Below are 21,165 nucleotides of genomic sequence, written 5' to 3' on the forward strand. Positions count from 1 at the left end.
CTGGCGGGGGGCGCCTGTGGAACCCCCCCCCCCCCCCGGGCCGGTTCGGATCAGGCGCGGGCGTACTGGGCGGGACCGCTGTACGCGACGCCGAGCTTCGCGGCGGCGCGGCGCGGCCAGTAGGGGTCGCGCAGCAGTTCCCGGCCGAGCAGCACCAGGTCGGCCTCACCGCCGGCGACGATCTGCTCGGCGTGCTCGGGCTCGACGATCAGGCCGACCGCGCCGGTGGGCACGCCGGCCTCGCGGCGGATCTGGGCGGCCAGCGGCACCTGGTAGCCGGGGCCGAGCAGCGGGATGCGCTGCTCGGTGCTGACGCCACCGGAGGAGGCGTCGACCAGGTCGACGCCCACGGCGGCCAGCTCACCGGCGAGCACCACGCTGTCCTCGACGGTCCAGCCGCCCTCGACCCAGTCGGTGGCGGAGATCCGGGTGAGCACCGGCACGCTCTCGCCGACCGCGGCGCGTACCGCGCGGGCGACCTCCAGGGTGAGCCGCATCCGGCCGGCCCGGTCACCGCCGTACCCGTCGGTGCGGTGGTTGGTCAGCGGCGACAGGAACTCGTTGAGCAGGTAACCGTGCGCGGCGTGCACCTCCACGGCGGCGAAGCCGGCGGCGAGGGCCCGCTCGGCGGCAACGGCGAACGCCTCGATCACGCCCGCGATGCCCGCCGCGTCGAGCACGGTCGGCGTCCGGTAGGTGGGGCTGAACGGCTCGGCGCTCGGGGCGACCGGCGTCCAACCGCCCTCGGCGTCCGGCACCCCGCCGTTGCCCGCGTCCCACGGCCGGTAGGTGGAGGCCTTGAACCCGGCGTGCGCGAGCTGGACGGCCGGCACCGCGCCGTGCGCGGCGACGAACGCGGTCACCGGCCGCCAGGCGTCCACGTGCGCGTCGGACCAGAGCCCGGTGTCCTGCGGGGAGATCCGACCCTCGGGGAGTACGGCGGTCGCCTCGGTGAGCACCAGTCCGGCCCCGCCGATCGCGCGGGTGCCGAGGTGGACCAGGTGCCAGTCGGTGGGCAGCCCGTCCGGGCCTGCGGAGTACTGGCACATCGGTGCCATGGCGATCCGGTTGGGCAGGGTGACTCCGCGCAGGGCCAGCGGCGTGAACAGGGTACTCATGGGCTCATCCTCTCGGTACGACGACGGACCCCGCTGTCGAGGGGTCCGTCGTCGTGGGAAAACGTGTCAGGCGGGTACGGGGTTCAGCTCCGGCCGGGTGTCGGCGGCCACCTGCTCCGGCTCGGCCAGCCCGCGTCGGCCGGCCGAGTCGTACGCGGCCCGGTCGAGGGTGCCCTCCCGGGCGGCGACGACGGTCGGCACCAGTGCCTGCCCGGCCACGTTGGTGGCGGTGCGCATCATGTCCAGGATCGGGTCGATGGCGAGCAGCAGGCCGGCGCCGGCCAGCGGCAGGCCCAGCGTGCTCAGGGTGAGGGTGAGCATCACGATCGCGCCGGTCAGGCCGGCGGTGGCCGCCGAGCCGACCACCGAGACGAAGGCGATGAGCAGGTAGTCGGTGAGGCCGAGCTGCACGCCGAACACCTGGGCCACGAAGATCGCGGCGAGTGCCGGGTAGATCGCGGCGCAGCCGTCCATCTTCGTGGTGGCGCCGAACGGCACCGCGAAGGAGGCGTACTCGCGGGGGACGCCGAGGCGCTCGACGGACCGCTGGGTCACCGGCATGGTGCCCACCGAGGAGCGGGACACGAAGGCCAGCTCGATCGCGGGCCAGGCCCCGGCGAAGAAGCGCAGCGGGTTGAGCCGGCCGGCGAGGACCAGCACCAGCGGGTAGACCACGAACAGCACGATGGCGCAGCCGACGTAGACGGCGGTGGTGAACTTCGCGAGCGGGGCCAGCAGGTCCCAGCCGTACGAGGCGACGGCGTTGCCGATCAGGCCGAGCGTGCCGATCGGGGCGAGCCGGATGACCCACCAGAGGGCCTTCTGCACGATCTCCAACAGGGAGCGGTTCAGCGCCACGAACGGCTCGGCGGCGTCGCCGACCAGCAGGGCCGCCGCGCCGATGACGACGGCGAGGAAGACGATCTGCAGGACGTTGCCCTCCACGAACGCGCCGACCGGGTTGGTGGGCACGATGCCGGTGAGGAAGTCCGTCCACGAGCCGGTCTTCTTCGGGGCGGTCGCGCCACCGAGGTCGAGGGTCACCCCGCGGCCGGGGTCAACGAGCAGACCGAGGCCGATGCCGATGCTCACCGAGATCAGCGCGGTGATGCCGAACCACATCAGGGTCTTGAGGGCGAGCCGGGCGGCGTTCGCCACGCCGCGCAGGCTGACCACGCTGACCACGATGGCGGTGAAGACCAGCGGCGGTACGGCCAGCTTGAGGAGCTGGACGAAGAGGGAGCCGACGGTGTGCAGGGTGCTGGTCAGCCAGCTCAGGTCGTTGGTGCGGGCCAGGAAGCCGAGCGCCACGCCGAGCACGAGGCCGAGCAGGATCTGTACGGAGAAGGGGATTTTGCGCAGGCCGAAGGGCATGAGATGTCCAAGCGAGGTGGTCTGGTCGGGGTAGGCGGGTGAAGGTCGGCTACGCCGGACAGACGCCGCTGGCCTGCAGTCGGAGATCGACGTACAGGCGGACGGTGAGGCCCCAGACATTGGTCATCGTTGGTTGACGATACGCCGATAAGTTCGATCTGCAAGGTGTGATGCTCGTGATGCTCCTTACAGGCTTCGCTCGCGGTAAGTCAGGGCCAGCGCCGTACCGGTGGCCACGCCCCACAGCACCGCCAGCCCGAGCACCAGCCGTTCCGCCACGCCGACCAGCGAACCCCGGCCGACCACGAGCATCGCCAGGCCGATGGTGGCGCACAGCGGCAGGGCGAGCGCCGCCGTTCCCGCCGCCAGGCGACGTACCACCGGTCCGGCCGGCCCGGACACGGCCAACGCGACCATGGCGAGGACCACCGCCGCCGTCGCCGCGATGCTCGCGCCACCGTGCACCAGGTCCGCCACCGTGGTCGCCTCGAACGGCGGCAGCGGACAGCCGGCGGAGCAGGTCACGGCCCCGGACACCGTCGTGAGCACGGCGCCGGTGGCGAGCAGCGCCGGCGCGACCCGCACCCCGGTCGGCAGCGCAGCGGCGATCAGCAGCAACGCGGCGGCCAGGGCGAGAACCCCGATCCGGTACGTCACGGCGTGCGCGCTGCCGGCGATACCGGCCTCGCTCACGTACCCGGTGAGGCCCGGACCGGGACCGGCGACCACGGCGACCGTAACCGCGACCGCCCCGGCCACCGCGCAGCCGGCGGCGGCGGACGCGGCGACCCGGCGGGCGACGTCCCCGCGGGCGACGACCCCGGTCGCGCCGGCCCGACCCGGCTCAGCCACGTCCGTGCGGCGTCGTCCAGCCGGACTCGTCGGGCCCCAACGGCACAATGCCGGTCGGGTTGATCTCCCGGTGGGTGCCGTAGTAGTGCCGCTTGATGTGGTCGAAGTCCACCGTCTCGCCGAAACCCGGCGTCTGGAACAGGTCCCGGGCGTACGCCCAGAGCACCGGCAGCTCGGTCAGCTTGTTCTGGTTGCACTTGAAGTGCCCGTGGTAGGCCGCGTCGAAGCGGACCAGAGTGGTGAACAGCCGTACGTCGGCCTCGGTGATCGCGTCCCCCATCAGGTAACGCTGGTCGGCCAGCCGCTCGGAGAGCGCGTCCAGCCGGGCGAAGAGCGCCCGGAACGCCTCGTCGTACGCCTCCTGCGAGGTCGCGAAGCCGCACCGGTAGACGCCGTTGTTGACGTCGGTGTGGATCTCGGCCATCAGCGCGTCCATCTCGGGACGCAGCGCGACCGGGTACAGGTCCGGAGCGTCGGGGGCGTGCAGCTGCCGCCACTCGGTGGAGAAGTCCAGGGTGAGCTGCGGGTAGTCGTTGGTGACCACGCGGCCGGTCACCGTGTCGACGAGCGCCGGCACGGTCACCCGACCGGTGTAGTCCTCGTCGGTGGCCAGGTACGCCTCGGAGAGAAAACGGACGCCGAGGACCGGGTCGAAGCCGTCCGGGTCGAGCGCGAACGCCCAGCCCCGCTCGTCCCGGATCGGGTCGACGGTGCCGAGCGAGATCGCGTCGTCCAGCCCGAGCAGGCCCCGCACGATCCTCGCCCGGTGCGCCCACGGGCACGCGCGGCACCAGATCAGCCGGTACCGGCCGGCCTCCAACGGCCAGCGGCCCTGGTCGTCCGGACCGCCACCCGGGGGCGAGGTCGAGTCGGCGGTGACCCGACCGGTGAACCGGTTGGGCTGGCGGACGAACGCGCCGTCGCGGCTGGTCTCTGCGCTGAACTGGGCCCGGGCCATGCCGTCAACCTATCCGCTGCCGGCGTGGATATCCTGGCGGCCGGCAGCCCTTCGCGATCCGGTGGGCGTGCCCCACCCCCGCCGTCTGCACCCCTGAAGGACTCGCGATGACCGTGGCATACCTGGTGGCCGGTGTCCGTACCCCGATCGGCCGGTACGCGGGCGCGCTGGCCGGCGTCCGTCCCGACGACCTGGCCGCGCACGTCATCCGCGAGCTGGTCGCCCGGCACCCGTCGGTGGACTGGGGCCGCGTGGACGACGTGGTGCTCGGCTGCGCCAACCAGGCCGGCGAGGACAACCGCAACGTGGCCCGGATGGCGGCGCTGCTCGGCGGGCTGCCGGAGGAGGTGCCGGGCAGCACGGTCAACCGGCTCTGCGGCTCCGGCCTGGACGCCCTCGCCACCGCCGCCCGGTCCATCGTCGCCGGGGACGCCGATTTGGTGATCGCCGGTGGGGTGGAGAGCATGAGCCGGGCGCCCTTCGTCGTGCCGAAGGCGACCTCGGCGTACTCCCGCTCGGCCGAGATGCACGACACCACCCTGGGCTGGCGGCTGGTCAACCCGCTGATGCGCGACGGCTGGGGGATCGACTCGATGCCCGAGACGGCGGAGAACGTGGCCGCCGAGTACGGCGTGAGCCGGGCCGACCAGGACGCCTTCGCGTACCGCTCACAGCAGCGCGCCGCCAAGGCGCAGGCCGACGGCCGGTTCGCCGAGGAGATCGTGCCGGTGTCCGTGCCCGCCGGCCGCCGGGAGACCCGGCTGGTCGAGGTCGACGAGCACCCCCGCGAGACGTCGCTGGAGAAGCTGGCCGCGCTGCCCACCCCGTTCCGCGACGGCGGCACGGTGACCGCCGGTAACTCGTCGGGCGTCAACGACGGCGCGGTCGCGCTGCTGGTGGCCGGCGAGGCCGCGGTGCGGCGGTACGGGCTCACCCCGCTGGCCCGCGTCGGTGGCGCGGCGACGGCCGGCGTACCGCCCCGGATCATGGGGATCGGTCCGGTGCCGGCCACCCGCAAGCTGCTCGACCGGACCGGCGTCGACCTGGCGACCGTGGACGTCGTCGAACTGAACGAGGCGTTCGCCGCGCAGTCCGTGGCGGTACTGCGCGAACTGGGACTGCCCGTCGACGCCGAGCACGTCAACCCCAACGGGGGCGCGATCGCGCTCGGACACCCGCTGGGCGCGAGCGGCGCGCGGCTGGCGCTGACCGCCGCCCTGGAACTGCGCCGCCGCGGCGGACGCCGGGCTCTCGCCACCATGTGCATCGGTGTCGGGCAGGGCATCTCGCTGCTGCTGGAGTCCGCCGCCTGAGTGCGGAAAGTTACGTGAGGGGATCTCCCGTACGCGGCGACCGGCGGCCTAGAGTGGTCCACACCACACGACCCGCGGGGTCGGCCGGCGGCCGCGTACGCCCGTCGACGCCGGTGCCGCCTCGCGTTGCGGCGACGAACTGGGGGCACACCGATGCCGGACGCACTGCCGACCGAGATTGATCTGACCAGGCCGAGCGCGGCCCGGGTGTACGACTACTTCCTGGGCGGGGCACACAACTTCGAGATCGACCGACAGTTGGCCGAGCAGATCGCCAGCATGACGCCGAACCTCGCCGCCACCATGCGCTCCGGCCGCGAGTTCCTGCGTCGGGCCGTCCGGGTGCTGCTCGACGCCGGCATCGACCAGTTCCTCGACATCGGTTCCGGCATCCCGACCGTCGGCAACGTGCACGAGGTGGCCCAGGCGGCGAACCCGAAGGCGCGGGTGGTCTACGTCGACATCGACCCGGTGGCGGTCGCGCACAGCCGCGAACTGCTCGCGGGCAACGACCTGACCGGGGTGATCCACGCCGACCTGCGCGAGCCGGAGCGCATCCTCACCGAGACCCGGCGGCTCGGGCTGATCGACTTCGCGCGTCCGATGGGCATCCTGCTGGCCGGGGTGGTGCACTTCATCCCGGACGCCGACCGCCCCGAGGAGATCCTGGCGACGCTGCGGGCCGCCGCCGCGCCGGGCAGCTTCCTGGTCGTCTCGCACTCCACCTTCGAGGACCAGCCGCAGGAGATGCTGGACGCCCAGCGCCTCTCCTCCCGCACCGACACCGAGATCACCCTGCGGTCCCGCGCCCAGGTGACCGGCTTCTTCGGCGACTGGACGGTCCTCGAACCGGGCGTCGTGCACATGCCACTGTGGCGGCCCGACTCGCCGGAGGATGTCGACGAGCACCCCGAGCGGTTCGGCGCCTTCGGCGGCGTCGCCCGGTACGACCAGCCCGCCGGCTGACCCGGTGGCCGCCGTCCCGGACCCCACCGGGGTCGACGTCGGCCGGACCGGTGTCGAGGCGTACGCCGCTGACTGGGCCCGTGCCGTACGCCGCACCGGCTTCGTGCCGCTCAGCGCGGCCGAGACCGAGCGGCTGTTGCTGCTGCACACCATCCGGCTGGCGGAGGTCGTCCGCGCGGAGCCGTTCAGCGCCCGCCCCGCCGAGGAGGTCGGGCGGGCCCTGGTGGAGGCGCACCTGACCGAGCCCCGGGCGTTGGAGTGGTCGCTGCGCGCGCTGGGCGACGACTTCCCCGCCCGGGTGCTGGCGGCCGACGGCCGGCCGGCCGACCTGGCGGACCGGATCGCGGCGGCGCAGGGCGCGCTGGCGGCCGGGTTCGCCCGTGCGCTGCGTGACCGCACCTTCGCCCAGCAGGAGCGCATCGCCCGTTCGGCCTGGCAGGCGCGGGACGAGGTAGAGCAGGCGCTGCGCGACAGCGAGGCGCGGTTCCGGGCGGTCTTCACGGGCGCCGCGATCGGTATCGGCATCGCCGGGGTGGACGGCCAGATCATCGACGTCAACACGGCGTTCGCCGAGATGCTCGGCTACTCGATCGAGGAGCTGTGCCGGATGAACGTGGCGGCGCTGTTCCACGCCGACGACGCCGCCGGCATGTGGGAGCTGTACCAGGAGCTGATCGAGGGCAAGCAGGACTCGGCCCGGGTGGAGAAGCGTTACCACCGCAAGGACGGCAGCGTCGTCTGGACGGATCTGGCCGTGTCGCTGATCCGGTACGACGACGGCCGGCCACGGTTCACGGTCGCCATGATCGAGGACATCACCGAGCGGTACGAGCTCCAGCAGCGGCTGCGCTTCCAGGCGCTGCACGATCCGCTCACCGGGCTGCCCAACCGGACCCTGTTCTTCGAGACGCTGGGCCGGGTCTTCGACACCGCCGCTCCCGGTCAACGGGTCGGGGTGTGCTTCCTCGACCTGGACGGCTTCAAGACCATCAACGACAGCCTCGGCCACGACCTCGGCGACCGGCTGTTGGTGACGATCGCCCGGCGGCTCGCCGAGTGCGTGGCCGACCGGGGTCACCTGGTCGCCCGGATGGGCGGCGACGAGTTCGTCATCCTGGTCGACGGCGGTGGTGACGTCGAGGACGCGGTGGCCGTGGCGGAGGCCGCGCTGGCCGCCGTCGCCGCACCGGTACACGTCGGCGACAAGCAGTTGGCGGTCTCCGCCAGCGTCGGGATCGTGGACTGCCCGGCCGCGGAGACCACCGCCTCGGAGCTGATGAAGGCCGCCGACACCACGCTCTACTGGGCCAAGGCGGCCGGGCGGGGCCGGTGGGCGGTGTACGACCCGGAGCGCAGCGCCCGTGACCTGGCCCGGTCGGCGCTGGTCGCCGGTCTGCCGGCGGCGCTCGACCGGGGTGAGTTCGTGCTGCACTACCAGCCGATCGTGTCGTTGCTGGAAGGCACGATGCTCGCCGTGGAGGCGCTGGTCCGCTGGGAGCACCCGGAGCTGGGCCTGATCGGTCCGGACCGCTTCATCGGCCTCGCCGAGGAGACCGGCCTGATCGTCCGGCTCGGCGAGTGGGTGCTGCGGCGGGCCTGCCACGACGCCGAACGCTGGTGGCGGGAGTTCCCCGAGGCGCGGGTCGTGGTGAGCGTCAACCTCGCCGCCCGGCAGGCCGACGACCCGGCGATCGTCGGGACGGTGGCCGACGCGCTCGCCACCAGCGGTCTGCCGGCGGAGCTGCTGCAACTGGAGTTGACCGAGAGCGCCGTCATGGGCAGCGCGGGCGAGCCGTTGCGCAGCCTGCACCGGCTCGCGGCGCTGGGCGTGCGGCTGGCGGTCGACGACTTCGGCACCGGCTACTCCAACCTCGCGTACCTGCGGCGGTTGCCGATCCACTGCCTGAAGCTGGCCGGCCCGTTCGTCGAGGGCATCCGCGCCGACGGTACGGACGAGGTGGCGGACCACCGCGACGAGCGGATCGTCGACGCGTTGGTCAGGTTGGCGCACGCGTTGGAGCTGTGGGTCACGGCCGAGGCGGTGGAGACCGGGGTGCAGGCCGAGCGGCTGCGGGCCCTGCGTTGCGACACCGGGCAGGGACGGTACTTCGGCGCACCGGCCCCGGCCGAGGCGATCACCGCCCGACTGCGGCAGGCCGCGGCGTGAGGCGCGCGGACCGGCCGGCGATGGACGGCTACGGCGTGAGCGACGGACCGGTCCGGTCCGGGTGGTGCCGACGAGAGGCGACGGCGTGAGTGTGAACGACTCGCAGACCGTGGTGACCGTGGTCGCCGCACTGGCCATCCTGGCCGGACTGGCCGGTGTGGTCGTGCCCGGCCTGCCCGCGCTACCCCTGTGCTGGGGCGGGGTACTGGTCTGGGCGATCTTCGGCGGCGCCGGCCCCGGTGGCTGGGCGGTGTTCGCCGCCGCCACGCTCGTCGCGGTCGGCGGCATGATCGTGAAGTACCTGTGGCCGGGCCGGAATCTCAAGCGCACCGGCGTGCCGACGTCGTCCCTGCTGGCCGGGGGAGCGCTCGGGCTGGTGGGGTTCTTCGTGATCCCCGTGGTCGGCCTGCTGCTGGGCTTCGTCGTGGGGATCTGGGCGGCGGAGCGGTTGCGGCTGGGCAGCAACCGACTCGCCTGGCCGTCCACCGTGCAGGCCCTCAAGGCGGTCGGCCTGTCCATGCTGGTGGAGTTCCTGGCCGGGCTGACCATCGGCGCGCTCTGGGTCGGCGGTCTCCTGCTGACCTGATCCGCAGCCGTACGTTGGACAACGGTGTGCCGGGCGTTGCCGAGCGCCCGGCGGAGCCCGTCGCGATCGGGCCTGGCCATGGGTTACGGCATGCGGTCGTTCTGCTGTGGCGGCAACGGGATTTAGCGGGACGTCGTCGGCGGCGTCGGGGCGGACCCGCCGTGAGAAGCGTGATGCCCATGAGTCATCAAGATGACGCACAGGCATCAGACTCGTTGGGCCGTTGGGCCGGTGCGGTGTCACCGACTGCGGCTAGGGTCGGCCCATGCACGTCGTGGTGCTCGGCGGTCGTGGTGCCTGGCCATCGGCCGGCCAGGGGTGTGCGGGGCTTTTGGTCGAGTACCGGGGTTTCCGGTTGTTGATTGATCCCGGCTACGCGACCCTGCAACCGTTGCTGGCCCGGCTGCCCGCCTCGGCGGTCGACGCGGTGTACGTCAGCCACGACCATCCCGACCACTGCGCGGACCTGCAGCCGTTGCTGCGGGCCAGGGTGTTGCGTGACCGGTCCGTGCCGGCCCTGCCGGTGTACGCGCCAACCGGCAGCCTCGGCCCGCTGCTCGCGATCGACGAGCCCGGCCTTCTCGACGCGGCGTACCACCTGCACGGCTTCAACCCCGGCGACGCCTTCGACATCGGTCCGTTCGCCGTGCGGACGTGGTCGCTGCCGCACTGGGTGCCGAACGCCGGTGCCCGATTCTCGGTGGCCGGGACCACATTGGCGTACACCGGCGACACCGGCCCGAGCCCGATGCTGGTCGAGTTGGCCCGCGACGCCGACCTGCTGATCGCCGACGCGACGTACGTCGACGAGATTCCGGACGAGCATGTCGGATTCCTGTCGAGCGCCGCCGAGGTGGGCCGTTACGCCGGTACGGCACGCGTCGGAGCGGTCCTGTTGACCCACCTGTGGCCCGGCACAGACCCGGAGGCGGCGATCGCCGCGACGCGGCAGGCGTACGCGGGACCGGTCAGCGTGGCCCGACCGGGCGTGGTGGTCGATCTGCCCGGTTGACGTCAGGGGTTCGTCGTGACCGGCCCGGCCGGGCGCGGCAGCGCGGAGCGCCTGGTCGGATACGGCGGGAGGCCGTACGCGAGAGAGAGGCGGCGCCCCGCACCACCGGGTGCCGGACGTTGCCGAGCGTCCGACGGAGCCCGTCGCGATCGGGCCTGGTCACGGGTTACAGCATGCGGTTGTCCAGGCTGCGGCGGCAACGGGATTAGCGGACGGCACCCGCGACGTATTGACCGCCCCTGATCATCGGGACGACACTTTGCGCACTCGTTGACGGAACCACCTCAGGGAGGTGCGCAGTGGCCACGACGCCCGTTCCGACCGCAGAGCAACCGATGGACGACGACGCCCGGCGTCTCGCCGAACTCGGCTACAAGCAGGAACTCCGCCGCAAGTGGAGCGGCTTCTCCAACTTCGCCATCTCGTTCTCCATCATCTCGATCCTGGCCGGCTGCTTCACCACGTTCGGCCAGGCGTGGAACAACGGCGGGCCGGTCGCCATCTCCTGGGGCTGGCCGCTGATCTCACTGTTCATCCTGATCATCGGCTTCTGCATGGCCGAGCTGGTGTCGGCGTACCCGACGGCCGGCGGCATCTACTGGTGGGCGGCGACCATGGGCCGTCCGGCGCACGGCTGGTTCACCGGTTGGTTGAACCTGATCGGCCTGGTCGCGGTGACCGCGTCGGTCGACTACGGCTGCGCGACCTTCCTCAACCTCACCCTGTCGGCGCTCTTCGACGGCTGGGCCGGGACGCTGCGGCAGGCGTTCGTCCTGTTCGTGATCATCCTGGCGTTGCACGGCCTCATCAACATCTACGGGCACCGGATCATCGACGTACTCCAGAACGTCTCGGTCTGGTGGCACGTGGCCGGCGCGGCCGTCGTGGTGGCCATCCTGGTGTTCGTCCCGGACAACCACCAGAGCTTCCAGTTCGTGTTCACCGAGCGGTTCAACAACTCGGGCTTCGGTGACGGTGACACCGGCGGCCTGACGTTCTGGTTCTACGTGCTGCCGCTGGGCTTCCTGCTCACCCAGTACACGATCACCGGCTTCGACGCCTGCGCGCACGTCTCCGAGGAGACCCGGGGCGCGTCGCAGGCCGCCGCGAAGGGGCTCTGGCAGTCGATCTTCTATTCCGCGGTCGGCGGCTGGATCCTGCTGCTGGCGTTCCTCTTCGCGGCCACCGACGTCGAGGCGGTCAACGCGGCCGGCGGCTTCTCCGGTGCCATCTTCGAGTCCGCGCTGACCCCGGTCTTCTTCAAGATCGTCATCATCATCTCCACTATCGGACAGTTCTTCTGCGGGATGAGCTGCGTGACGTCGATGAGCCGGATGGCGTACGCCTTCAGCCGCGACCGCGCGGTGCCGGGCTGGCGGCTCTGGTCCAAGGTCGACCGCAACGGCACCCCGGTCAACGCGATCATCGGCGCCACGATCGCCGGCCTGGTGCTCACCCTGCCGGCGCTCTACGAGAGCTCGGCGGGCATCCCGGTCGCCTTCTACGCGGTGGTCTCGGTGGCGGTGCTCGGCCTCTACCTGTCCTTCCTCATCCCGATCGCGCTGCGGCTGCGGATGGGCAACCGGTTCGTGCCCGGGCCGTGGACGCTGGGACGCAGGTACAAGCTGCTCGGCTGGATCGCGGTCATCGAGATCGCGGTCATCGCCGTGTACTTCGTGCTGCCGATCGTGCCCGCCGGGGTGCCCGGCGACGACGAGTTCACCTGGTCGGCGGTGAACTACGCGCCGCTCGCCGTCGGTGGGGTGCTGCTGGTGGTGGCCGTCTGGTGGTACGCCTCGGCCCGCAAGTGGTTCACCGGCCCGGTCCGTACCGTCGAGGAGCGTGCGCCGGCGACCGAGCCGGCACCCGCCGACGGCCCGGCCTGACCCGCGCCCGGCGGGACGGTCCGCGCGACCGTCCCGCCGCGCTGCCGGGTTTGCGGCCCGCATCGCCGAGGGCATTGACGGTGATCCGGTTTGCCAGTAGACCTTGGTGATGGAGGCCCGCTCATGAGGAATGCGCCGCTCACGCTGGAACAACTGCGGGTCGCCGTCGACGAGGGCGAGATCGACACCGTGGTGCTGGCCCTGGTCGACATGCAGGGCCGGTTGCAGGGCAAGCGGTTCCACGCGCCCTTCTTCCTCGACCAGGTCGTCGAGGGCGGCAGTGAGGGCTGCAACTACCTGCTGGCGGTGGACGTCGACATGAACACCGTCGACGGGTACGCGATGTCGAGCTGGGAGCGCGGCTACGGCGACTTCGCCATGGTGCCGGACTTCGCCACCCTGCGCCGGGTGCCCTGGCAGCCCGGCTCGGCGCTGCTGCTGGCCGACCTCGCCTGGCTGGACGGCTCGGGTGACGTGGTCGCCTCGCCCCGGCAGATCCTGCGCCGGCAACTGGACCGACTGGCCGAGCACGGGCTGACCGCGTACGCCGGCACCGAGTTGGAGTTCGTGCTGTTCCGCGACTCGTACGAGGACGCCTGGCGGCGCGGCTACCGCGACCTCACCCCGGCGAACCAGTACAACGTGGACTACTCGCTACTCGGCACCGCCCGGGTGGAGCCGCTGCTGCGCCGCATCCGCACCGAGATGGCCGGCGCCGGGCTCACCCCGGAGAGCGCCAAGGGCGAGTGCAACCTCGGCCAGCACGAGATCGCCTTCCGGTACGACGAGGCGGTGGCCTGCGCCGACCACCACGTCATCTACAAGAACGGTGCGAAGGAGATCGCCGCCCAGGAGGGCATGTCGATCACCTTCATGGCCAAGCCGAACGAGCGGGAGGGCAACTCCTGCCACATCCACTTCTCCCTGCGCGACGCGTCCGGCTCGTCGGCCATGCTGGGGGACGGGCCGGCGCACCTGTCGGAGACCGGGCAGCGGGTGCTCGCCGGACTGCTCGCCACCATGCGGGAGTTCAGCCTGCTCTTCGCCCCGAACATCAACTCCTACAAGCGCTACCAACCGGGCTCGTTCGCCCCCACCGCGCTGCGCTGGGGTGTCGACAACCGCACCTGCGCACTGCGGGTGGTCGGGCACGGGCAGGGCATGCGGGTGGAGAACCGGGTGCCCGGGGCGGACGTCAACCCGTACCTGGCGATCGCCGGGCTCGTCGCGGGCGCGCTGCACGGCATCGAACAGGGGCTCGAGTTGGGCGCGGAGTGCACCGGCAACGCGTACGACGACCCGGAGGCCGAGCGCGTCCCCAGCACCCTGCGCGACGCCTTGGAGCTGTGGGAGAGGTCCGAGGTGGCCCGGAGCGCCTTCGGCGACGAGGTGGTGGCCCACTACGCCAACCAGGCGAGGGTCGAGCTGAAGGCGTTCGACGCCGCGGTAACGGACTGGGAGCTGACCCGTGGCTTCGAACGCCTCTGACCCCGCGCCACCCTCCGCCGCGATCTTGCACTTTCTGTCATTGGTTTGGGATAGATCACGGCTTATGTCGGCACAGAAACTGCAAGATCGCGGGGATTGGGCGAGGGGCGGTGGGGCGTGACGGTTCTTGTTGATCCGGCTTCCGGGGTGGGGTTTCGGGAGGTTGTCGGGGCCTCGGTGGCGGAGACGGATGATGCCATCGACCGGGCTGCCAAGGCTTTCCTGGCGTGGCGGGAGGTTACGCCGGGGGATCGGGGGCGGTTGTTGCGGCGGTTCGCCGCGCTCGTCGACGCGCACCTGGACGAGCTGGCCCGGTTGGAGGTCCGCAACTCCGGGCACACCGTCGGCAACGCCCGCTGGGAGGCCGGCAACGTCCGGGACGTGCTGGACTACTACGCCGGTGCGCCGGAGCGGCTGACCGGTCGACAGATCCCCGTACCCGGCGGGTTGGACGTCACCTTCCACGAACCGCTCGGCGTGGTCGGCGTGATCGTGCCCTGGAACTTCCCGATGCCGATCGCCGCCTGGGGATTCGCCCCGGCCCTCGCCGCCGGCAACACGGTGGTGCTCAAACCCGCCGAGCTGACCCCGCTCACCGCGCTGCGCCTGGCCGAGCTGGCCCGCGAGGCCGGCCTGCCCGAGGACGTGTTCACCGTGCTGCCGGGCGAGGGCGCGGTGGTGGGGGAGCGGTTCGTCAGCCACCCGGCCGTCCGCAAGATCTGCTTCACCGGCTCCACCGAGGTCGGCACCCGCATCATGGCCGGCTGCGCCGCCCAGGTGAAGCGGCTCACCCTGGAGCTGGGCGGCAAGAGCGCCAACATCGTGTTCGCCGACGCCGACCTGGAGACCGCCGCCGCGACCGCGCCGGGCGCGGTCTTCGACAACGCCGGCCAGGACTGCTGCGCACGGTCGCGGATCCTGGTCCAACGACCGGTGTACGACAGGTTCCTGGAACTGCTCGAACCAGCGGTACGCGCCGTACGGGTCGAGGACCCGTCCCGGGACACCGCCGAGATGGGCCCGTTGATCTCCGCCGCCCAACGGGACCGCGTCGCCGGGTACGTGACCGGCGCAAAGGTCGCCTTCACCGGCTCGTGCCCGGACGGTCCCGGCTTCTGGCACGCGCCCACCGTGCTGCTGGCCGACTCGCCGGCCGACCGACACTGGCGGGAGGAGATCTTCGGGCCGGTGGTGTCGGTGCTGCCGTTCGACGACGAGGCCGACGCGGTCCGGCTCGCCAACGACACCGAGTACGGCCTCTCCGGCTCGATCTGGACGCGGGACGTCGGGCGCGCGCTGCGGATGGCGCGCGCCGTCGACTCCGGCAACCTCAGTGTCAACTCGCACTCCTCGGTGCGGTACTGGACCCCGTTCGGCGGGATGAAGCGCTCGGGGCTCGGCCGTGAGCTGGGCCCGGACGCGCTGCACTCCTTCACCGACGTCAAGAACGTGTTCATCGCGACGAAGGAGTGAGGCCAGTGCAGGGTCGGTTGCAGGACCGGGTGGCCGTGGTCACCGGAGCGGGCAGCGGCATCGGGTTGGCCACCGTCCGGCGGTTCGCCGCCGAGGGTGCCCGGGTGGTCTGCGTGGACATCGACGCGGAGGCCGGCACCCGGGCCGCGCAGGAGTGCGGCGGCGAGTTCGTGGCCACCGACGTGGCCGACGAGTCGGCCGTGCGTGACCTGTTCGACGGGGTGGCCGAGCGGCACGGCCGGGTGGACATCGCGTTCAACAACGCCGGCATCTCCCCGCCGGACGACGACTCCATCCTGGACACCGGCCTGGACGCCTGGGAGCGGGTGCTGCGGGTCAACACCACGAGCGTCTACCTGTGCTGCAAGTACGCGATTCCACACATGCGGCGGCAGGGCAAGGGGTCGATCATCAACACGGCCTCCTTCGTGGCGTTGATGGGGGCGGCGACGTCGCAGATCGCGTACACCGCGAGCAAGGGTGGGGTGTTGGCGATGACCCGGGAGTTGGGCGTGCAGTTCGCCCGCGAGGGCATCCGGGTCAACGCGCTCTGCCCCGGTCCGGTGGCCACCCCGCTGCTGCTGGAACTGTTCGCCGCCGATCCGGAGCGGGCCGCCCGCCGGCTGGTGCACGTGCCGATGGGCCGGTTCGGGCAGCCGGAGGAGATCGCCGCCGCGGTGGCCTTCCTGGCCAGCGACGACGCCTCGTTCATGACCGCCGCGCAGTTCGTGGTCGACGGCGGTATCACCGGCGCGTACGTGACGCCCCTATGAGAAGGCCCCTGATCGGGATCAGCGCGTACGTCGAGCCCGCCGACTGGGCCGTCTGGCGAGGGGTGCGGGCGGTCCTGGTGCCCGAGGCGTACGTGCGGGCGGTGACCGCCGCAGGTGGCAGGGCGGTGGTGCTGCCCCCGGACGACGTCGACGCCGACGTGCTGGCGGTCCTCGACGGGCTGCTGCTGGCCGGCGGCGCCGATGTGGGTCCGGGGCGGTACGGCCAGCAGCCGCACCCGCGGACCGAGGACCGGCCGGACCGGGACGCCGGTGAGCTGACCCTGCTGGCGGCGGCCCTCGCCGCCGACCTGCCCGTGCTGGGCGTCTGCCGGGGGATGCAGCTGCTCGCCGTCGCCTACGGCGGCACCCTGCACCAGCACCTGCCGGACGTGCTCGGCTCCGAGGCGCACCGGCCGGCGCCGGGCGTCTACGGCACCCATCCGGTGCGGTTCGCGCCGGGCAGCCTCGCGGCACGGACCCTGGCCGGTGTCCAGCAGGTCAACTCGTACCACCATCAGGCGGTCGCCACGCCGGGCCGGCTCACGGTGACCGGCTGGGCGGCCGACGGCGTGATCGAGGCGGTGGAGGATCCGGACCGCGCGTTCGTGCTCGGCGTGCAGTGGCATCCGGAGAACGAGCCGGACCCGCGCCCGATCACCGCGCTGGTCCGGGCCGCCCGGCGGTCCGGGCCGCCGGTGGGTGAGCACGACGAGGGGGTACCCGTCGAGGGGGCACCGGTGCTGTGACGCAGGTCGCCCCCGTCGCGCCGGTCGGGCGGTGGGAGGATCAGCGTATGGGCAAGGTCTATCCGGAGATCGACGGTCGTCTGCGGGAGTTCATCGCGGCCCAGCCGGTCTTCTTCGTGGCCACCGCGCCGTCCGGTCCCGAGGGGCATGTCAATGTCTCACCGAAGGGCATGGCGGGCACCTTCGTGGTGCTCGGCCCGCACCGGGTGGCCTACCTCGACTACCACGGCAGCGGTGCGGAGACCATCGCCCACCTCCGGGACAACGGCCGCATCACGCTGATGTTCTGCGCCTTCGACGGGCCGCCGAAGATCGTGCGCCTGCACGGCACGGGCCGCAGTGTGGCGGTGACCGAGGAGACTTTCGCCGACCGGCTCGCCGAGTTTCCCGCGCCGCCCGACGTGCACGCCGTCCGGGCCGTCATCACCGTCGACGTGCAGCGGGTCAGCGACTCCTGCGGCTACGCGGTGCCCCTGATGGACTTCCGCGCGGAACGCGACCTGTTACTCACCTCACACTCCCGTCGTACGACCGACGATCTCGTGACCTATCGCGCCACCAAGAACGCCGCGAGCATCGACGGCCTGCCCGTCTTCTGAGTGCTCAGCGACCTCCCAGCCGTCGTCGCCGGGCCGCGTCCGTCCCGCGCTGTCGGGTCGCCGACGACCGGAGCGCCGGTAACCAGCGTCCACGGGACGTCATGCGTTACGTTGCTGGTCCGCCGGGGTACAAGTCGGAGCACGGCGCTTGAAGATCAACGGCTGCGGGGTACGGCCGAGGCGGGGAGGCTGCATGAGCTCGGCCCAGGGGGGCGCGGACGCGGGGCGTCCGTTCGCGGACGGCCAGGCGATCCCTCCACTGTTGGCCGCCGCCTTCGCGAACGGCGGTGAGCTGGGCGAACGCCTCCACGCCTTCGACTGGTCCACCGCCCCCCTGGGCGGGCCGTCGAGCTGGCCTGCCGCGCTGGCCAGCGCCGTCAGCATGATGCTCTCGTCCAGCGCGCAGATCGTCATGTTCTGGGGCGACGACCAGCTCGCCTTCTACAACGACGCGTACCGGCCGACCATCGGTAGCAAGCACCCGCACGTGCTCGGCCAACCGGCCCGACACCACTGGGCCGAGACGTGGGACGTCCTCGGACCGCTGCTCGACGGCGTCCGCCGGACCGGGCTCTCCTACCGTGGCGCCGACCACCCGTTCCTGCTGGACCGTTCCGGTTTCGTCGAGCAGACCTACTTCGACGTCTCGTACGACCCCATCCGGGACGTCGACGGTTCGGTCAGCGGCGTCTACTGCATCGTCAACGAGACCACCGGCCGGGTGGTCGGTGAACGCCGACTGCGGGCGTTGTCCGAGCTGGGCGCCGAGCTGGCCGACGTGAACAGCGCCACCGAGCTGGGCCGGACCGCCGCCGACGTGCTCGGCCGACACTCCGCCGATGTGCCGTTCGCGCTGGTCTACCTGGCCGACGACACCGGTGAGTTCCGGCTCACCGGGACCAGCGGCGTCGACCCGGCGTCGGTCGGGGTCACGCCTGCGTCGTTCGCCGAGTTGGTCGCCGAGGGCGCCTCCGCGACCGTGCAGGTGCGCGACCTCGTCACGCAGCGTCCGGCCGACGCCGCCGACATGGCGCTGGTACTGCCCGTGCAGGCGACCAACGAGACGGTCGGCGCGCTGGTCGTCGGCGTGGCCCGCCGGCTGCCGCTCGGTGACGAGTACCGGGACTTCCTCGATCTGGTGGCCGCGCAGATCTCCCGGGCGGTCGGCACCCAGCGGGCGTACGAGCAGGAGCGCGCCCGGGCCGCCGAACTGGCCGCGCTGGACCGGGCGAAGACGAACTTCTTCGCCAACGTCAGCCACGAGTTCCGGACCCCGTTGACGCTGGTGCTCGGCCCGCTGGAGGACATGCTGGCCGATCCGGAGCTGCCCGCCGCCTACACCGACCGACTCGTCGTGATGCACCGCAACGCGCTGCGGCTGCTCAAGCTGGTCAACACCGTGCTCGACTTCTCCCGGCTGGAATCCGGCCGGCTGTCGGCCCGCTACCAGCCCACCGACCTGGCCGACTACACCGCCCGGTTGGCCAGCACCTTCCGCTCGGCCACCGAGCGCGCCGGCCTGCGACTGGTCGTGGACTGCCCGCCGCTGCCCGCGCCGGTCTTCGTCGACCGGGACATGTGGGAGAAGATCGTCCTCAACCTGGTGTCGAACGCCGTGAAGTTCACCTTCGACGGCGAGATCCGGGTACGGGTCCGCGCCGACGGGGGCATGGCCCGGCTGGAGATCGTCGACACCGGCGTCGGGATCGTCCCGGACGAGCTGCCGCACGTCTTCGAGCGGTTCCACCGGGTGCCCGGGGCGCGCGCCCGTACCCACGAGGGCACCGGTATCGGGCTGGCGCTGGTCCGCGAGCTGGTGGAGATGCACGGCGGTACGGTCGGGCTGACCAGCCGGGTCGACGAGGGCAGCACCTTCACGGTGACCGTCCCGTTCGGGTCGGAACACCTGCCCGCCGACCGGGTGGCCGCCTTCGCGCCGCTGCCGACGGGCGAGCCCGAGCAGGCCCGGCTCTTCGTGGCCGAGACCGCCCTCTGGGCCGTCGAGGACGCCACCGGACCGGCCGACCAGCAGTTGACCAGACCCTCCCCGAGCGGTCGGATCCTGGTCGTCGACGACAACGCCGACCTGCGTGAGCACCTCACCCGGTTGCTGTCGCCCACCTGGGAGGTGGTCACCGCCACCGACGGTCTGGCGGCCCTGACCCTGGCCCGTGAGGGCGGGTTCGACCTGGTGCTCAGTGACGTGATGATGCCCCGGTTGGACGGGTTCGGCCTGGTCAGCGCGTTGCGCGCGGACCCCCGTACCCGTGATGTGCCGATCGTGCTGCTCTCCGCCCGCGCCGGCGCCGCGGAGGAGGTCGCCGGCCTCAGCGTCGGCGCCGACGACTACCTGACCAAGCCGTTCTCCGGGCAGGAGCTGATCGCCCGGGTCCGGGCCAACGTCGAGCTGGGCCAGCTCCGCGGCCAGATCATCCGGCGGCTGCGGGCGCTGGCCGACGCGGCGGTGGCGGTCAACACCGCCCGGTCCACCGGCGACGTGCTCCAGGTCGCCGCCCGGCACGCGCTCAGCCTCGCCGAGGCGGCCCGGGTCGTGGTCAGCGCTGCCGGCACCCGGTTCGAGGCCGACGGCGGCGGCGACACCGCCGCCGATCCGAGCTTCGTGGCCCCACTGACCGGGACCAGCCCTCAACAGCTCGGTGAGCTGCGGGTCTGGCGGGCCGCCGACGACGACCCGCAGGCCGACGAGGCCGCGCTCACCCAGCTGGCCCGGTTGGTCGGCGTCCGACTGGAGAACGCCCAGCTCTACGAGGCCGAACACCACATCGCCACCACGTTGCAGCACAGTCTGCTGCCGAGGTCGCTGCCCCAACTGCCCGGCGCGGTCGTCGCGAGCCGCTACCTGCCGGGCAGCGCTGACGTCGAGGTCGGTGGGGACTGGTACGACGCGCTCGCGCTGGACGGCGACAACCTGGTGCTGGTCATCGGCGACGTGGTCGGCAAGGGCGTCCAGGCCGCCGCGGCGATGGGTCAGCTCCGCAACGCGCTGCGGGCGTACCTGCTGGAGGGCTTCGACCCGGGCGAGTCGCTGACCCGGCTCAACCGCCTGGTCGGGTCCACCGCGGAGTCGTCCTTCGCGACGGTGGTCTGCCTGCTGTTCAACCCTCGTTCCGGTCGCCTGCGCTATGCCAGCGCCGGCCACCCGTCCCCCCTGCTGATCCGAGGAGACGACGTGGCGTTCCTGCACGACCGTGCGCTCGGTCCGCCGGTCGGTGCCATCCCGGGCGCCACCTACCGGACCGTCGAGGGTGAGCTGCCCGCGGGCAGTCGACTGCTGCTCTACACCGACGGGCTGATCGAGGACCGTCACCTCGGCATCGACGCCGCGCTGGCCCAGCTGCGGGTCGACGCCGCCGCCCCGGGCGAGCACGTGGCGGATCTCGTCGATGCGGTGGTCGAGCGGGTCACCGGGCGACCGCGCCGCGACGACGTGGCGGTGCTCGCCGTGGAGGCGGCGGAGCTGAACCGGTTCGCGCTGCGGCTGCCGGCCGACCCGACCCGGCTGAGCGTGCTCCGCAAGCGCCTGGAGGACTTCCTCGTCGCGCACAACGTGGGCGAGACGGACCTGTTCGACCTGACCGTGGCGGTCTCGGAGGCCGCCGCGAACGCCATCGAGCACCCCGTCCATCCCGCCGAGGCGGTGATCAGCGTGGAGGTGGCCATCGAGGACCGGACCGTGATCGCCACCGTGCGGGACACCGGGCAGTGGCGGGAGTCCACCGACTCCGGCTTCCGGGGGCGCGGACTGTCGCTGATCAAGGCGCTGGGTGACCTGATGGTGCGGCGTACCGACGAGGGCACCGAGGTGACGCTGCGCCGGCGGTTGCAGAGCTGAC

Annotated in this window: 16 protein-coding genes; 12 read left to right on the forward strand and 4 right to left on the reverse strand. The window is 72.2% G+C overall.

The window, feature by feature from the left end:
- Positions 1-50 precede the first annotated feature (50 nt).
- The 4 genes from AC3EN4_RS05720 to AC3EN4_RS05735 form a co-directional block, all read right to left on the reverse strand.
- The gene (locus AC3EN4_RS05720) at positions 51-1,118 is read right to left on the reverse strand and encodes an NADH:flavin oxidoreductase/NADH oxidase (protein WP_435204864.1); all 1,068 of its coding nucleotides are present in this window, start codon (positions 1,116-1,118) and stop codon (positions 51-53) included.
- A gap of 66 nt (positions 1,119-1,184) precedes the next feature.
- Positions 1,185-2,480: a dicarboxylate/amino acid:cation symporter gene (locus AC3EN4_RS05725; RefSeq protein ID WP_435205269.1), complete on the reverse strand. Its 1,296-nt coding sequence runs from the start codon at positions 2,478-2,480 to the stop codon at positions 1,185-1,187.
- A gap of 198 nt (positions 2,481-2,678) precedes the next feature.
- Entirely contained in the window at positions 2,679-3,344 is a 666-nt protein-coding gene (locus tag AC3EN4_RS05730; protein ID WP_435204865.1) for a DUF998 domain-containing protein, read from the reverse strand.
- Entirely contained in the window at positions 3,337-4,302 is a 966-nt protein-coding gene (locus AC3EN4_RS05735) for a glutathione S-transferase family protein (RefSeq protein WP_435204866.1), read from the reverse strand. The genes AC3EN4_RS05730 and AC3EN4_RS05735 overlap by 8 nt, the downstream gene beginning before the upstream one ends.
- 107 nt (positions 4,303-4,409) lie before the next feature.
- Here AC3EN4_RS05735 and pcaF point away from each other — a divergent pair, with 107 nt between their 5' ends.
- The 12 genes from pcaF to AC3EN4_RS05795 all read left to right on the forward strand — a co-directional run bounded on the left by pcaF (position 4,410) and on the right by AC3EN4_RS05795 (position 21,164).
- Positions 4,410-5,615 carry a 3-oxoadipyl-CoA thiolase gene (gene pcaF, locus AC3EN4_RS05740; protein ID WP_435204867.1) on the forward strand — a complete coding sequence of 402 codons (1,206 nt, stop codon included), beginning with the start codon at positions 4,410-4,412 and terminating at the stop codon, positions 5,613-5,615.
- A gap of 153 nt (positions 5,616-5,768) precedes the next feature.
- Positions 5,769-6,581 carry an SAM-dependent methyltransferase gene (locus AC3EN4_RS05745; protein ID WP_435204868.1) on the forward strand — a complete coding sequence of 271 codons (813 nt, stop codon included), beginning with the start codon at positions 5,769-5,771 and terminating at the stop codon, positions 6,579-6,581.
- A 4-nt stretch (positions 6,582-6,585) separates the two neighbouring features.
- Entirely contained in the window at positions 6,586-8,748 is a 2,163-nt protein-coding gene (locus AC3EN4_RS05750; protein WP_435204869.1) for a putative bifunctional diguanylate cyclase/phosphodiesterase, read from the forward strand.
- Between the two features lie 85 nt (positions 8,749-8,833).
- The gene (locus tag AC3EN4_RS05755; protein ID WP_435204870.1) at positions 8,834-9,334 is read left to right on the forward strand and encodes a DUF456 domain-containing protein; all 501 of its coding nucleotides are present in this window, start codon (positions 8,834-8,836) and stop codon (positions 9,332-9,334) included.
- A 265-nt stretch (positions 9,335-9,599) separates the two neighbouring features.
- On the forward strand, positions 9,600-10,346 hold the full coding sequence (locus AC3EN4_RS05760; RefSeq protein ID WP_435204871.1) for an MBL fold metallo-hydrolase: 747 nt from the start codon (positions 9,600-9,602) through the stop codon (positions 10,344-10,346).
- Positions 10,347-10,681: 335 nt separating this feature from the next.
- Entirely contained in the window at positions 10,682-12,232 is a 1,551-nt protein-coding gene (locus AC3EN4_RS05765) for an amino acid permease (RefSeq protein WP_435204872.1), read from the forward strand.
- A gap of 123 nt (positions 12,233-12,355) precedes the next feature.
- Positions 12,356-13,720 carry a glutamine synthetase family protein gene (locus AC3EN4_RS05770; RefSeq protein ID WP_435204873.1) on the forward strand — a complete coding sequence of 455 codons (1,365 nt, stop codon included), beginning with the start codon at positions 12,356-12,358 and terminating at the stop codon, positions 13,718-13,720.
- Between the two features lie 117 nt (positions 13,721-13,837).
- Entirely contained in the window at positions 13,838-15,193 is a 1,356-nt protein-coding gene (locus tag AC3EN4_RS05775) for an aldehyde dehydrogenase family protein (protein ID WP_435204874.1), read from the forward strand.
- 5 nt (positions 15,194-15,198) lie between these two features.
- On the forward strand, positions 15,199-15,966 hold the full coding sequence (locus tag AC3EN4_RS05780) for a 3-oxoacyl-ACP reductase (protein ID WP_422738825.1): 768 nt from the start codon (positions 15,199-15,201) through the stop codon (positions 15,964-15,966).
- On the forward strand, positions 15,963-16,712 hold the full coding sequence (locus AC3EN4_RS05785) for a gamma-glutamyl-gamma-aminobutyrate hydrolase family protein (protein ID WP_435204875.1): 750 nt from the start codon (positions 15,963-15,965) through the stop codon (positions 16,710-16,712). The genes AC3EN4_RS05780 and AC3EN4_RS05785 overlap by 4 nt, the downstream gene beginning before the upstream one ends.
- A gap of 47 nt (positions 16,713-16,759) precedes the next feature.
- Positions 16,760-17,311 carry a pyridoxamine 5'-phosphate oxidase family protein gene (locus tag AC3EN4_RS05790; protein WP_435204876.1) on the forward strand — a complete coding sequence of 184 codons (552 nt, stop codon included), beginning with the start codon at positions 16,760-16,762 and terminating at the stop codon, positions 17,309-17,311.
- A gap of 193 nt (positions 17,312-17,504) precedes the next feature.
- On the forward strand, positions 17,505-21,164 hold the full coding sequence (locus AC3EN4_RS05795; RefSeq protein WP_435204877.1) for a SpoIIE family protein phosphatase: 3,660 nt from the start codon (positions 17,505-17,507) through the stop codon (positions 21,162-21,164).
- Position 21,165 lies beyond the last annotated feature (1 nt).

This window comes from Micromonospora sp. bgisy143, assembly GCF_057708145.1.

Excerpts from the sequence above, each read along its gene's own strand:
- AC3EN4_RS05770 (WP_435204873.1), top strand. The coding sequence starts at position 12,356 with ATGAGGAATGCGCCGCTCACGCTGGAACAACTGCGGGTCGCCGTCGAC.
- pcaF (WP_435204867.1), top strand. The coding sequence starts at position 4,410 with ATGACCGTGGCATACCTGGTGGCCGGTGTCCGTACCCCGATCGGCCGG.
- AC3EN4_RS05760 (WP_435204871.1), top strand. The coding sequence starts at position 9,600 with ATGCACGTCGTGGTGCTCGGCGGTCGTGGTGCCTGGCCATCGGCCGGC.
- AC3EN4_RS05720 (WP_435204864.1), bottom strand. The coding sequence starts at position 1,118 with ATGAGTACCCTGTTCACGCCGCTGGCCCTGCGCGGAGTCACCCTGCCC.
- AC3EN4_RS05795 (WP_435204877.1), top strand. The coding sequence starts at position 17,505 with ATGAGCTCGGCCCAGGGGGGCGCGGACGCGGGGCGTCCGTTCGCGGAC.
- AC3EN4_RS05785 (WP_435204875.1), top strand. The coding sequence starts at position 15,963 with ATGAGAAGGCCCCTGATCGGGATCAGCGCGTACGTCGAGCCCGCCGAC.
- AC3EN4_RS05790 (WP_435204876.1), top strand. The coding sequence starts at position 16,760 with ATGGGCAAGGTCTATCCGGAGATCGACGGTCGTCTGCGGGAGTTCATC.
- AC3EN4_RS05745 (WP_435204868.1), top strand. The coding sequence starts at position 5,769 with ATGCCGGACGCACTGCCGACCGAGATTGATCTGACCAGGCCGAGCGCG.
- AC3EN4_RS05765 (WP_435204872.1), top strand. The coding sequence starts at position 10,682 with ATGGACGACGACGCCCGGCGTCTCGCCGAACTCGGCTACAAGCAGGAA.
- AC3EN4_RS05735 (WP_435204866.1), bottom strand. The coding sequence starts at position 4,302 with ATGGCCCGGGCCCAGTTCAGCGCAGAGACCAGCCGCGACGGCGCGTTC.